The organism is Pseudomonas sp. SAR267 (genome assembly GCF_052077595.1).
Lineage (GTDB): Bacteria > Pseudomonadota > Gammaproteobacteria > Pseudomonadales > Pseudomonadaceae > Aquipseudomonas > Aquipseudomonas vlassakiae.
Genome location: NZ_JBQIHU010000001.1, coordinates 817568 through 829206, shown reverse-complemented (window position 1 = coordinate 829206; position 11639 = coordinate 817568). Strand labels below are relative to the sequence as shown.

The window sequence follows — 11639 nt, the reverse complement described above, 5'->3', positions numbered from 1 at the left end:
CAAGCGCATACAATCGGCCTTTTCCACGTTATCAGACAGGCCAGACCGTATATGGCGCTTGATCCACCCACAATGCTGACGATCACCATCGCCCTGGCCGCTGCCGCTGCGCTGTACCTGGCGATCGAGTGGCGCAGTGTCCGCGAATCGTCGCTGCTGTTCTGGAGCGCCGGTTTCGCCACGATCACCGTCGGTTCGACCCTGGCACTGTTGCGCGGGATCGGCCTGCTGCTGATCGGTATCTGGTTCGCCAATGGCTTGTTGGTGGTTGCCCATGCGTTCTTTCTGCTGGGCGTGGTGCGTTTCACCCAGGCCCGGCTGTCGCGGGCATGGCTGCTGATCGTGGTGATCTGGTTCGGCTTGTTGCTTCTGCCCGTGGGGCCGCAGTGGTCGAAACTGATGCTGATGGTCAACTCGCTGCTGGTAGCGTCGCTCACGCTCAAGGCCAGCTACCTGCTGCGCCCGCATGGCAAGTCGCTGAGTGTGGGGGCGGTGCAACTGCGTTACGTGCTGTTGATCCATGGCCTGTTCTATGTAGCCAAGGCGGCCGTGGCGGTGATACCGGGCACGTTGATCGACCTGGCGACCTTTGGCGGCCTGATCATCCAGGTTTCGCTGGTCGAAGGGGCGATGGCGATCATGCTGATCGCGCTGTCGATGACCGGCACCGAGCGCTATCGCCGTGAAGAACGCATCGCCCGGCTGGCTGCTCGCGATCCGCTGACGGCGTTGTACAACCGTCGGGCCCTGGAAGTGCGGGCGACGCACCTGTTCAAGGCGGTCAGCCCGGCTCAGCCGGGGGCGTTGCTGCTGATCGACATCGACAACTTCAAGCTGGTCAATGACCTGCATGGACATGCGGCGGGTGACCGCCTGCTGATTGCCTTGAGCGAGATGATTCGTGCGGTGTTGCCGGAGCGTTCGTTGGCGGCAAGACTGGGCGGCGATGAGTTCGTCATCCTGCTCAATGGTGCCAGCAGCGAGAAGGTGGTGGCACTGGGCAGCCAGCTGCGCGAACAGTTCCAGCAGTTTGCCAGGGAGGCGATGCCGACCCCGCAGGCGGTGACCTTGAGTATCGGCGCCAACCTGTTCGATCAGCCACCGGCCAGCCTGGCGGCGTTGATCGAGCAGGGGGATGTGGCGTTGTACCAGTCCAAGCGGGGCGGGCGTGACAGCATCCGCCTGGTTGACCGGACCGTGGCGAGTCCGGTCAGATAGATTGATGCTGGCGCCTTCGCGGGCACGCCCGCTCCCACAGGAATACCGCTGGCTTCAATGTCTGTGAAACCCCTGTGGGAGCGGGCGTGCCCGCGAAGGGGGCGCAAAGCGGCCCCCTGCAATCTCAGGTCACGACCTGATAGCAAGGTACATAAGCAGCGCCACCTGGCAGCTTCATCCGGTGCTGGTCGACGAACGCCTGCAACAGGCGCCCCAACGGTTCCAGCACCGCCGCATCACCGCGGATCTGATACGGCCCGTGCTCCTCGATCAGCCGGATCCCTTTGTCTTTCACGTTGCCCGCAACGATGCCGGAAAACGCCCGGCGCAGATTGGCCGCCAGCTCGTGGGCTGGCAGGTCACGGCGCAGGGCCAGTTCGGCCATGTTGGCGTGGGTCGGGTCGAACGGGTGCTGGAAGCCACCGTCGATCCTCAGCAGCCAGTTGAAGTGGAACGCGTCATTGCGCTCGCGGCGGAACTGCTTGACCTGCTTGAGCCCCTCGACCATGTGCCGGGCCACTTCCGCCGGATCATCGATGATGATCTGGTAGTGGCGTTGCGCGGCCTCGCCGAGGGTGGCACCGACGAAGGCATGCAGCTGCTGCAGGAACGGTTCGGCACTGCGCGGCCCGGTGAGCACCACCGGGAAGGGCAGGTCCTGGTTGTCGGGGTGCATGAGGATGCCGAGCAGGTAGAGGAATTCCTCGGCAGTGCCGGCGCCGCCGGGGAAGATGATGATGCCGTGGCCGACGCGGACGAAGGCTTCCAGGCGCTTCTCGATGTCCGGCAGGATCACCAGCTCGTTGACGATCGGGTTCGGTGCCTCGGCGGCAATGATGCCCGGCTCGGTCAGGCCCAGGTAGCGGCTGCCGTGCATGCGTTGCTTGGCATGGGCGATGGTCGCGCCCTTCATCGGGCCCTTCATCACGCCCGGGCCGCAGCCGGTGCAGATGTCCAGTTTGCGCAGGCCCAGTTCGTGGCCGACCTTCTTGGTGTACTGGTACTCCTCGCTGCTGATCGAGTGGCCACCCCAGCACACCACCATCTTCGGCTCCACGCCAGGGCGCAGGGTCCGGGCGTTGCGCAGCAGGTGGAAGACATAGTCGGTGATGCCCTGGGAGCTTTCCAGGTCGATGCGCTGGCTGGCCAGCTCGCTTTCGGTGTAGACGATGTCCCGCAGGGCGCTGAACAGCATTTCGCGGGTGCTGGCGATCATTTCGCCATCGACGAAGGCGTCGGCTGGAGCGTTCAGCAGTTCCAGGCGCACGCCGCGGTCTTGCTGGTGGATGCGGACTTCGAAGTCCTTGTACGCTTCGAGAATGGTCTTGGCGTTGTCGACATGGGCGCCGGTGTTGAGAATGGCCAGGGCGCACTGGCGGAACAAAGTGTTGAGGCTGCCGGTACCGACTTCACTCAGTTGCTGGACTTCACGTTGCGACAGCGTCTCCAGGCTGCCTTTGGGGCTGACGGATGCATTGATGACATGGCGTTGAGGCATCTAAGTCGTTCCTGTGCAGGTAAAAACATCCTTGCAAGACAACACCATACCGATCAAGGCGCGTCAACCTAAAAGGCGTTGCACACCGAGGGTGATTGCCAGGCCACCTGCCACCAGCCACAGGTTGAGGACTGCCCCGGTGATCAGTGCCTTGGGCCCGGCCTGGCGGATCTGGCTCCAGCGGGTTTCCATGCCCAGCGCGGTCATGGCCATGGTCAGGGCGAAGGTGTCCAGGCTGTTGACCGCCTGGGTCACGCTGCCCGGCAGCACCTGCAGCGAGTTCACCAGCACCAGGGCGAGGAAACCGAAGGCGAACCAGGGCATGGCGATGCGGCCGTTGCCTTGCGCCTGGCCGGGGTGGCGCGAACGGCTGATCCACAGGCCCACCACCAGCAGCACCGGCACCAGCAGCATCACCCGGGTCATCTTGACGATGGTGGCGATGTGCGTGGCTTCGGGGCTGACATTACTGGCCGCGCCCACCACTTGCGCCACTTCGTGAATGGTCCCGCCGAGGAACAGGCCGGCGCCCAGGGTGTCCAGGTGCAGCCAGCCGGCGTTGATCGCCAGTGGATAGAGGAACATCGACAGGGTGCCGAACAGCACCACGCTACCAACGGCCATGGCGCTCTTGTGCGGGGCGCTGCGCAGTGCCGATTCGAACGCCAGCACGGCGGCAGCACCACAGATCGCGCTGCCCGCTGCGGTGAGCAGGGCAGTATCGCGGTCCAGCTTGAACAGTCTGGTGCCGCACCACAGGCCGATCAGCAAGGTGCTGGTCACGACCAGCAACGATACCGTCAAGCCGGACCAGCCGACTTCGGCGATCTCCTGCAGGCTCACGCGCAGGCCGAAGAAGGCCACGGCGATGCGCAGCAACCCACGGGCCGAGAAGTTGATACCGGCTGCCCAGCTGGCCGGCACGCCATCGCGCAGGGCATTGCCATAAAGGGCGCCGGCGACAATCCCGACGATCAGCGGGCTGATGCCCAGGCCGGCGATGGCCGGCAGGGCTGCCAACTGGGTGACGGCGAGCGCGAACAGCGCGACGAACAGGATGCCGTTGAGCCGCCCTCGGGTGGAGAGGGTAGGCGCCAACGTGGGGTTGGAAGTTGCCGTGGCCATGTGAGTCCTCCGGAAAATGTTTCGACATGACCTACGTTAATCTGGTTATAAGCTTATAAAAAATCGTAATTTAGGATGGCAAATATCCGTTTGGCTGATATTTTTACTAGATGACCCCAGAACAGCTGATAACCTTCGCCACCGTAGCCGAGCATGGCAACATCAGCCATGCGGCCCTGGCCCTGCATCTGTCGCAACCGGCGGTGTCCGGTCAGCTCAAGTTGCTGCAGGAAGACTTTGGCGAACCCCTGTACCAGCGCGCCGGCCGTGGCGTGCGCCTGACCGCTGCCGGCGAGCAACTGCTGGCCCATGCCCAGCGCCTGCGCGACACCTTCCGCCAGGCCCAGGCCTTGTGCGAGGCCATGCGCGGGCTGGAGCGCGGCACCTTGCGCATCGGCGCCAGCACCACGCCGGCCAGCTACCTGCTGCCGTACCTGATTGCCGATTTTCACAAGCGTTATCCGGACGTGCTGGTCAGCACCTCCCACGGCAACACCACGGAGATCGTCGCGGCGTTGGACAGTGTCGATATCGCCTTGATCGAGGGGCCGCCCGGGCAGGATCTGCCCTTGGGCACGCAAGTGACGGCGTGGCGCGAGGACGAGATCGTGGCCATCGTGCCGAGTGATCATCCGCTTGCCGAGGCCGAGGAGCATACCTTGGCGTCACTCGGCGCCTACCCACTGGTACTGCGCGAAAGCGGCTCGGGGGTCCGGCAGATCGTCGAGCGGGCGTTTGCCCGCTACGGCGTAGCGATGCGCGTGGCGTTGGAGATTGCCGGGGTGGAGGGGGTGAAGGAGGCGGTGCGGGCCGGGATGGGCGTTGGGTTCGTCTCGGCCATGTCGATCCGCCATGAGGACGGGGCATTGCGGCAGGTGCGGATTGCGCCAGCGCCACTGGTCAGGCGCTTTTCCATTCTGTTGCCCCATGCTGCCACGCCTTCGCGGGCGGCGGCGCGGTTCATGGAATTGTGCGTGGGGCGGCTCGATGATGCCGGGCGATGATGGGTCAGCCTTTGCCAGGCCAAAGGTGTCAGCCCTTCAGCCCTCATGAAAGCTCGGCAAAAGTGCGCTTGATCGTAGAACCCACAATCGAGCGCGATATCTGCCAGCAGCATCCTCGCGTCGAGCAGCAGTTGCTTGCTTTTCCTGATCCGTTGCTCGCGCATCCATTGCTGTGGCGGCACCCGGGTGCTTTCCTTGAACATTCTGCTGAAGTGGCTGCGCGACAGCGCGCATGCCTCGGCGAGCTCGGTCACCGATATGCCCACGTCCAGATGCGCCAGCATCATCTGCTTGGCGGTCCGCAATTGCCAAGGTTTGAGCTGCCTGGTCGATTTCAAGGCGACAGTCGCCAGCACAGTGCAATCGCCACTGTTCATGAAGGTCCATTCCTGTTCGCGAGGGAAGAACGCTCAGCGGGCAGCTGTGCCCGCTGAGGGAGGCTGATGCGGGATCAGAGAGGCGCGGCAACCGGCGCCAAGGTGGGGCCATGCTTAACGCGCTCAGGCGCCTTGTGGACCATGGTGTAGGCGTAGTCCACGCCCATGCCGTATGCGCCGGAGTGTTCTTTGACCAGCTCCATCACGGCGTCGTAGGTCGCGCGATTGTTCCAGTCGCGCTGCCACTCCAGGAGCACCTGCTGCCAGGTCACCGGCACGACGCCTGCCTGGATCATGCGCTGCATGGCGTAGTCGTGGGCCTCCTTGGTCGTGCCGCCGGAGGCATCGGCAACCATGTAGATCTCGTAGCCGGCATCGTGCATGGCGGACAGCGCGAATGTGGTGTTGCAGACCTCGGTCCACAGGCCGGAAACGATGATCTTGTTGCGGCCGTTGTTCTTCAGGGCATCACGAACCTTCTGATCGTCCCAGGAGTTCATGGAAGTCCGTTCCAGCAGCGGCGCATCAGGGAATACCGCTAGCAGCTCGGGGTAGGTGTGCCCGGAGAAACTCTCGGTCTCGACCGTGGTGAAGATGGTCGGCACGTTGAAGATCCTGGCCGCCTTGGCCAGGCCAACGGTGTTGTTCTTCAGCGTTTGTCGATCAATGCTCTGGACGCCGAAAGCCATCTGCGGTTGTTGATCGATGAAGATCAGCTGGCTGTTGAACGGGGTCAGGACTTCAGTGTTTGGCGTGCTCATTGCTAATCCCTGTGCTGGTTTGTGGCGAAAGTTTGCTCAGCGGTTGTCGCCGAGTGCCAGCAAACGATAACCAAACCATCAGCGATGCGGTGGCGCACTTTTGCGTCGCTAAAGGCGCATTAATGCGCCACCTGTTGCGCTGGGTACGGTGCTAGCCTCTGCGCTACCCGGATCACTACGATCCGTCATTCACTTGGAGAATGCAGTGGCCGCATCACGACCTTTCAACGACGACACCGCCTACTGGGGCGTCCCCTGGGAAGCAAGCTACGGCTATCCGCAAGCCCGGCGGGTAGGTAACGAGATTTTCGTATCGGGCCAGTTCAACCATGACCAGGACGGCAATCTGGTCGCTCCGGCGCCTCTGGATGCCGACGGCAGACCCAGCGATTTCTCATCGATGGGGGAACAGATGCGTGTGGCCTATGACAACATCTCGTCGTTACTCGCCCTCTACGGCGCCAGCCTTGATGATGTCGTCGAAGAAACCCTTTACGTGCTGGACATGGATGCAGCCTTCGCCGTGGTCGGCAAGGTACGCAAGGCGGCCTATGGTTCGGAACGCCCGCAGGCGGCGAGTAACATCATTGGTGTGTCGAGGCTCGCCCAACGCCCTCAGCTGATCGAAATCGCCTGCCGGGCGGTGATTGGCGCCCGAACCCGCTGACCTGCGTTCCCGCCATCAGCCTGTCAGGCCGGGACCGCCTGCTGCCCTTCGACCAGCGGTTTCAGGTCGGCAACGGCAGCCGCGCAGAATGTCATGAAGGCTTTGACCCGCCAGGACTTGCGTATGTCCTGGTGGGTCAGCAACCACAATTCGTCCTGCAGCTGCGGCACTACCGGGCCGAGGCGAACCAGGCCTGGCGTAATGTCGCCCAGCATGCAGGGCAGGAACCCGTAACCCAGGCCCGCCGCAATGGCTGCACTGGCTGCGGCCACTGAATCGGTGCGATAGGCAATGGACTCGGGCGCAACCCTGGATTCGACATAGCTTGTCGCTTTCAAACCGCACAGCGCCGCGGAATAGGAAACCCATCCGTGGCCTTCGGCAAAGGGGTTGGCAGGTAGAGGCTGCTTGATGCTGGCATAGGGCGCCCAGGCGATGTTGGCCAACTTTCGGCCGACCAGGCTTTGCGCTGGCTTACGGGTCGCACGGACGGCGATATCAGACTCATCGCGGGCAAGGCTCAGCGTCTCGTTCCCGACCAGCACTTCAATGGTTATGCCTTCATTGAGCGCTTTGAAGTCCGCGATGATCGGGGTGAGAAAGTACAGCAGCAATGAGTCGCTCGTGGTGATCCGCAGCTTGCCGAGAGGGCCTTGGCCGGCTCGGGAGACACGCCGCGTCACGCTCACGATGTCGAGTTCGACGCGCTCGGCCAGGGCACGCAATTCCGCACCTTCGGCCGTCAGCAAGTACCCAGCTTTACGGTGATCGAACAGCGCCACCCCGAGGGCTTTTTCGACCTGGGAGACCCGGCGCGATACCGTGGAAACGTTGATGCCAAGTTTCTTGGCCGTGGCGGAGCGATTGCCGCAATCACTCAAGGTCTTGATGATTCGCAGGTCGTCCCAGGACAGCTGGTTGACCGCCGCACCTGCATCCCATTTGGGCCCGGTGGCGTTGACAGGGGTCGGCAGGGCACTTCCAGGTGACGGCTTCACGGCGTTCATTCCAGGTACGGTGTGCAGATGATACGAGAAGGGGCGGGGGCAACCAAGATGGCCCACCCGCTCATCCCGGCCCTATCCATTCACCTTGAACACATGCTTCATGTAGGCCACGAAGTTCGCATCCCGGCACTGGGTCTTGCCCGGGCTGTCCGAGATCTTCGCCACTGGCGCGCCATTGCAGTCGGTCATCTTGATCACGATGTTCATCGGCTCTACCCCGGGGACATCGCAGGTCAGCCGGGTACCAATGCCGAAGCTTACGTTGATCCGCGAGTGCAATGCCCGGTACAGGCCCAGCGCCTTGGCGAAATCCAGGCCGTCGGAAAAGATCAGCGTCTTGCCTTTCGGGTCGATCCCCAGCCGCTCATAGTGGGCGATGGCTTTCTCCGCCCACACCAGCGGGTCCCCAGAGTCGTGACGCAGGCCGTCGAACAGCTTGGCGAAGTACAGGTCGAAATCTTCCAGGAAGGCGTCCATGGTGATGCAGTCGGTCAAGGCGATGCCGAGCAAGCCACGGTACTCGCGCACCCAGGCTTCCAGTGCGGCGGCCTGGCTGTCGACCAGCCGTGGTCCGAGCTGCTGGTGGGCCATGAACCATTCGTGGGCCATGGTGCCGAGCGGCTTGAGTTCGAGTTCGCGAGCCAGGTGCACGTTGCTGGTGCCGACGAAGCGGCCGGGGAAGTCGTGCTTGAGCAGGTATACCACCTCTTCCTGCACCCGGTAGGAAAAGCGCCGCCGCGTCCCGAAGTCGGCGAGCTGGAAGCCGGCCAGCTCGTCGGCACTGGCCTCGGCCTTGAGCCAGTCCATTTTCTGGTACAGGCGCTCGCCCACCTGTTCGATCGTGACATCACGATAGCGGTAGCGATTGCGTACTTCGCTGATGATCGCCAGCAAGGGGATTTCGTAGAGGATCACGTGCAGCCACGGCCCGCGCACGCGGATCGCCAATTGCCCGGCCGCGTCCAGGCCGACCTGCACGTAGCGCAGGTTGAAGCGGAACAGGCTGAGGAAGCGGATGAAGTCCGGCTTGAGGAACGGGATCTTTTCCAGGTAGGCCAGCTGGTCGTGGGTGACGGTGACTTCGCTCAGCTGCTCGATCTGGTAGCGGATCTCCGCCAGGTAAGGAGAGAGGTCTTCATTGTTGCGGCAGCGGAACTCCCACTCCACCTCGGCGTTGGGGTAGTTGTGCAGCACCGCCTGCATCATGGTGATCTTGTAGAAGTCGGTGTCCAGCAGGTTCTGGATGATCCGTGGGCCGAAAACGCTTTCGCTCATGGGCGGTCTTCCTTGATCAGTGAGAGCTGGTAGTCGAGCGCGGCTTCATCGCCGCAGAGGATAACGCCCTCGGCGGCCAGCGCACCGCAGGCGCTGATGGCGCCTTCCTGGGTCAGGGCGCGACAGGCCGGCAGGTACAGCAGCACCTGGAAGCCGGCCTGGCGCAATTGCCGGGCGGTGGTCTTGACGCAGTAGTCCAGGGCCAGGCCGCCGACGATCACCGCGCCTACTTCCTGCACCTTCAGGTATTCGATGACCCCGGTGGAGCGGCGCTCGGCGAGGTCGTGGAAGCAGGCGCCGTAGGGGTGCAAGTCGGGCTCGACACCTTTCCAGACGAAGTAGTCGTAGTCGATGGGGGCGGGCAGGCCGGGCAGCAGCTCGAAGCCGGCGGTGCCGGGGACGCAGTGGCTGACCCAGGTCAGGTCGGCGTTGGCCAGGGTCAGCGGTTGCAGCATCTGGCCGGGCTCGGCCACCACCCAGGCAGCGTTGGCCGGGTGGGCGTCCTTGCTGCCCAGGCGCAGGTCGGCGCGCAAGGCCATGGCGTTGAGGTCCGGGGCGATCTCGTTGCCTTCCGGCACCGGCAGCTCCTGAGGGGCGTTGGCGGTGAAGCCGTTCTGCGCGTCGACATCGAAACTGGCTATCTTCATGGCGGGTCTCCTCGCTGGAATGACCATATAATTCACCTGGTGTATTAAGTATGTCAAGTGACAATTGCTGTGCGTTTGCGGGTTGCCATACTTAGAAGCTCTGGTGGATTATTGCATTGATGAACAAGGAGTCCCCGGTGAGTACAGTCGAAGTTCTGGCCAGTGTCGACATCGTCGCCCTGCGCCTGGCCCCTGATGCCCAGCATCTGCAAGTGTTGTTGCACCGTCGTGAGCGCGAGCCCCATATCGGCCAGTGGGCCTTGCCCGGCGTGATCGTCAATGGCCGCACCCCGGACACCAGCCTGGAGGGCGCTGCTGAGCGTGCCCTGCGCGAGAAAGCCCAGGTACTGCCACGTTACCTCGAACAGGTGGGTACCGAAGGCAATGCTTTCCGCGACCCGCGTGGGTGGTCGTTGAGTACCTACTACCTGGCTTTGCTCGACCCGCAACAGCAGGTCGAAGGTGAGCAGCTGGCGTTTTTCGACCTGGACAGCGTGATTGACCGCAAGGTGTTGCTGCCGTTCGACCATAACCTGCTGGCCGAGCGTGCGCGTGAGCGGTTGGCTTCGAAGACGGTGTATAGCAGCTTGCCGCTGTACCTGCTGGCGGAGAAATTCACCGTGCTCGATGCGCTGGGGGCGGTGCAGGCGTGCCTTGGGCAGGCGGTGAACAACACCTCGCTGCGCAAGCGCCTGGAGCGCCTGCGCGAGCTGGGGTGGGTGCGGGATACCGGGGAGAAGAACCAGCCCAGGCTGGGCCGGCCGCAGCAGTTGTATCAGTACACGCCGCAGGGGGAGCGGGTGTTCATGTTCGACCGGAGCCTTCTACCCGAAGGCCTGTAGGAGCGGCCTTGTGTCGCGAAAGGGGCGCGTAGCGGCCCCAGAATATCAGCGCAAACGCACAGATTGCTGGGGCCGCTACGCGCCCCTTTCGCGACACAAGGCCGCTCCTACAGCGGTCGCGTTCGGTCAGGTCAATGCGCGCCGCCGCCAGAATGGTCGCCAGCACGATCAGCGCAGCACCGGCCGCCATGCGCAGGCTCGGCTGGTCACCGAACAGCCACCAGGCGCCGAGGATCGCATACACCGGTTCCAGCGCGATGATCATGCCGGCGGTACGCGCCTCCAGCCCTTCCAGGCTCTTGACGAACAGGAACTGCGACAACCCGGTGCAGAACACCCCCAGCAGCGCCAGGTTGATCCAGTCATTGCTGCCGAGGCTGGTGTTGCCCAGGTGGGTAAAGGCAAATGGCGCTACCAGCGCGGCCACCACCACGTTCTGCCAGAAGGCCACCTGCATGGCATTCATGCTCGACTGGTTGCGGCGGTTGGCCACGGTCAGCAGGGCGAATGCCAGGCCCGAGCCCAGGCCCCAGAGCAGGCCGATGGTGCCCTTGTCCAGCAGGTCGAAGGTCGGTACCACCAGCACCAGGCCCTGCACGGCGCCGATGCGCTGGCCGAACACACCGCGCTCGATCATGGCGATGAACGCCGGGAAGCTGGCAAAGCCCAGGGTGGCAACGCCCACCCCACCGACTTTCACAGCGATGAAGAAGGTCACCCAGTGGGTGGCCAGCAGCGCGCCGGTCAAGCCCAGCACCGGCAGATTGCGCAGGGTCAGCGCGTCGAGCAGGCGGGTGCCCTTGAGCCCGGCGACGAAGCCCAGGGCGATGAAGGCGAAGGTGGCGCGGCCGAAGGTGATGATGCTGGCGTCGGCGTCGATCAGGTGACCGAGGATACCGGTCAGGCCGAACAGCACCGCGGCGATGTGGGCAACGCACAGGGCGTTACGGTGGCCGGTGGCAGCACCGGCTACGGGGATTGAAGTCGCGATCATGGCAGTCAAGTCTTCACAATGTGGCGCGCAAACACTCCCGATCAGCGCGACGCGGGTCTTTGATTCTGGGAGTTTTATCGTTATGAGCCCGGACGAACTGCCCGGTGCAAAAAGGCGCCACAGCGTTGGAATTGTGAAGCGAGGCTGTTTTACTCGCGACTACCACACCGATCAGCCCACGGCGCGGGGCTGGTCGATGTGTGTATTATTTTTGTAGACACGGT

The 11639-nt window shown here is 63.4% G+C and carries 11 protein-coding genes and 1 pseudogene; 4 read left to right on the top strand and 8 right to left on the bottom strand.

Going from position 1 to position 11639, the window contains the following annotated elements; translation table 11 throughout:
- Positions 1 to 51 precede the first annotated feature (51 nt).
- Positions 52 to 1218 (top strand): GGDEF domain-containing protein, encoded by a 1167-nt coding sequence (locus tag ACTORR_RS04225; RefSeq protein WP_054885145.1) that lies wholly within the window; start codon positions 52 to 54, stop codon positions 1216 to 1218.
- Between the two features lie 124 nt (positions 1219 to 1342).
- Here ACTORR_RS04225 and ppnN read toward each other — a convergent pair whose 3' ends face one another.
- A complete protein-coding gene (gene ppnN / locus ACTORR_RS04220) occupies positions 1343 to 2716 on the bottom strand; it encodes a nucleotide 5'-monophosphate nucleosidase PpnN (protein ID WP_441343554.1) in 1374 nt (457 codons plus the stop codon).
- A 63-nt stretch (positions 2717 to 2779) separates the two neighbouring features.
- Positions 2780 to 3841, bottom strand: a complete 1062-nt coding sequence (locus ACTORR_RS04215) for a YeiH family protein (protein WP_313365014.1) — start codon at positions 3839 to 3841, stop codon at positions 2780 to 2782.
- 110 nt (positions 3842 to 3951) lie between these two features.
- Here ACTORR_RS04215 and ACTORR_RS04210 point away from each other — a divergent pair, with 110 nt between their 5' ends.
- Positions 3952 to 4845 carry a LysR family transcriptional regulator gene (locus ACTORR_RS04210; protein ID WP_054885142.1) on the top strand — a complete coding sequence of 298 codons (894 nt, stop codon included), beginning with the start codon at positions 3952 to 3954 and terminating at the stop codon, positions 4843 to 4845.
- Between the two features lie 8 nt (positions 4846 to 4853).
- Here ACTORR_RS04210 and ACTORR_RS04205 read toward each other — a convergent pair.
- Positions 4854 to 5222, bottom strand: a pseudogene (locus tag ACTORR_RS04205) (helix-turn-helix domain-containing protein); the annotation flags it as partial.
- A gap of 74 nt (positions 5223 to 5296) precedes the next feature.
- Positions 5297 to 5983 (bottom strand): hydrolase, encoded by a 687-nt coding sequence (locus ACTORR_RS04200; RefSeq protein WP_054885141.1) that lies wholly within the window; start codon positions 5981 to 5983, stop codon positions 5297 to 5299.
- 205 nt (positions 5984 to 6188) lie between these two features.
- Here ACTORR_RS04200 and ACTORR_RS04195 point away from each other — a divergent pair, with 205 nt between their 5' ends.
- Positions 6189 to 6650 carry a RidA family protein gene (locus tag ACTORR_RS04195; RefSeq protein ID WP_099813387.1) on the top strand — a complete coding sequence of 154 codons (462 nt, stop codon included), beginning with the start codon at positions 6189 to 6191 and terminating at the stop codon, positions 6648 to 6650.
- A gap of 23 nt (positions 6651 to 6673) precedes the next feature.
- Here the strand turns inward: ACTORR_RS04195 and ACTORR_RS04190 are convergent, their stop codons facing one another.
- The 3 genes from ACTORR_RS04190 to ACTORR_RS04180 all read right to left on the bottom strand — a co-directional run bounded on the left by ACTORR_RS04190 (position 6674) and on the right by ACTORR_RS04180 (position 9579).
- On the bottom strand, positions 6674 to 7657 hold the full coding sequence (locus ACTORR_RS04190) for a LysR family transcriptional regulator (protein ID WP_313365015.1): 984 nt from the start codon (positions 7655 to 7657) through the stop codon (positions 6674 to 6676).
- A gap of 72 nt (positions 7658 to 7729) precedes the next feature.
- Positions 7730 to 8932 carry a nicotinate phosphoribosyltransferase gene (gene pncB / locus ACTORR_RS04185; RefSeq protein WP_313365016.1) on the bottom strand — a complete coding sequence of 401 codons (1203 nt, stop codon included), beginning with the start codon at positions 8930 to 8932 and terminating at the stop codon, positions 7730 to 7732.
- Complete coding sequence (locus tag ACTORR_RS04180) at positions 8929 to 9579, bottom strand: nicotinamidase (RefSeq protein WP_313365017.1); 651 nt, start codon at positions 9577 to 9579, stop codon at positions 8929 to 8931. Before ACTORR_RS04180 ends, pncB begins: the two co-directional genes overlap by 4 nt.
- A gap of 137 nt (positions 9580 to 9716) precedes the next feature.
- Here ACTORR_RS04180 and ACTORR_RS04175 point away from each other — a divergent pair, with 137 nt between their 5' ends.
- Positions 9717 to 10421, top strand: a complete 705-nt coding sequence (locus tag ACTORR_RS04175) for an NrtR DNA-binding winged helix domain-containing protein (protein WP_054885181.1) — start codon at positions 9717 to 9719, stop codon at positions 10419 to 10421.
- On the opposite strand, the gene ACTORR_RS04170 is transcribed toward ACTORR_RS04175, so the two are convergent.
- The gene (locus ACTORR_RS04170) at positions 10384 to 11415 is read right to left on the bottom strand and encodes a DMT family transporter (RefSeq protein ID WP_441343553.1); all 1032 of its coding nucleotides are present in this window, start codon (positions 11413 to 11415) and stop codon (positions 10384 to 10386) included. The genes ACTORR_RS04175 and ACTORR_RS04170 overlap by 38 nt on opposite strands.
- Positions 11416 to 11639 lie beyond the last annotated feature (224 nt).

Bases quoted from the DNA above. Each gene is read 5' to 3' on its own strand.
- ACTORR_RS04170 (WP_441343553.1), bottom strand. From the start codon at position 11,415: ATGATCGCGACTTCAATCCCCGTAGCCGGTGCTGCCACCGGCCACCGT.
- ACTORR_RS04225 (WP_054885145.1), top strand. From the start codon at position 52: ATGGCGCTTGATCCACCCACAATGCTGACGATCACCATCGCCCTGGCC.
- pncB (WP_313365016.1), bottom strand. From the start codon at position 8,932: ATGAGCGAAAGCGTTTTCGGCCCACGGATCATCCAGAACCTGCTGGAC.
- ACTORR_RS04200 (WP_054885141.1), bottom strand. From the start codon at position 5,983: ATGAGCACGCCAAACACTGAAGTCCTGACCCCGTTCAACAGCCAGCTG.
- ACTORR_RS04180 (WP_313365017.1), bottom strand. From the start codon at position 9,579: ATGAAGATAGCCAGTTTCGATGTCGACGCGCAGAACGGCTTCACCGCC.
- ACTORR_RS04210 (WP_054885142.1), top strand. From the start codon at position 3,952: ATGACCCCAGAACAGCTGATAACCTTCGCCACCGTAGCCGAGCATGGC.
- ACTORR_RS04215 (WP_313365014.1), bottom strand. From the start codon at position 3,841: ATGGCCACGGCAACTTCCAACCCCACGTTGGCGCCTACCCTCTCCACC.
- ppnN (WP_441343554.1), bottom strand. From the start codon at position 2,716: ATGCCTCAACGCCATGTCATCAATGCATCCGTCAGCCCCAAAGGCAGC.
- ACTORR_RS04190 (WP_313365015.1), bottom strand. From the start codon at position 7,657: ATGAACGCCGTGAAGCCGTCACCTGGAAGTGCCCTGCCGACCCCTGTC.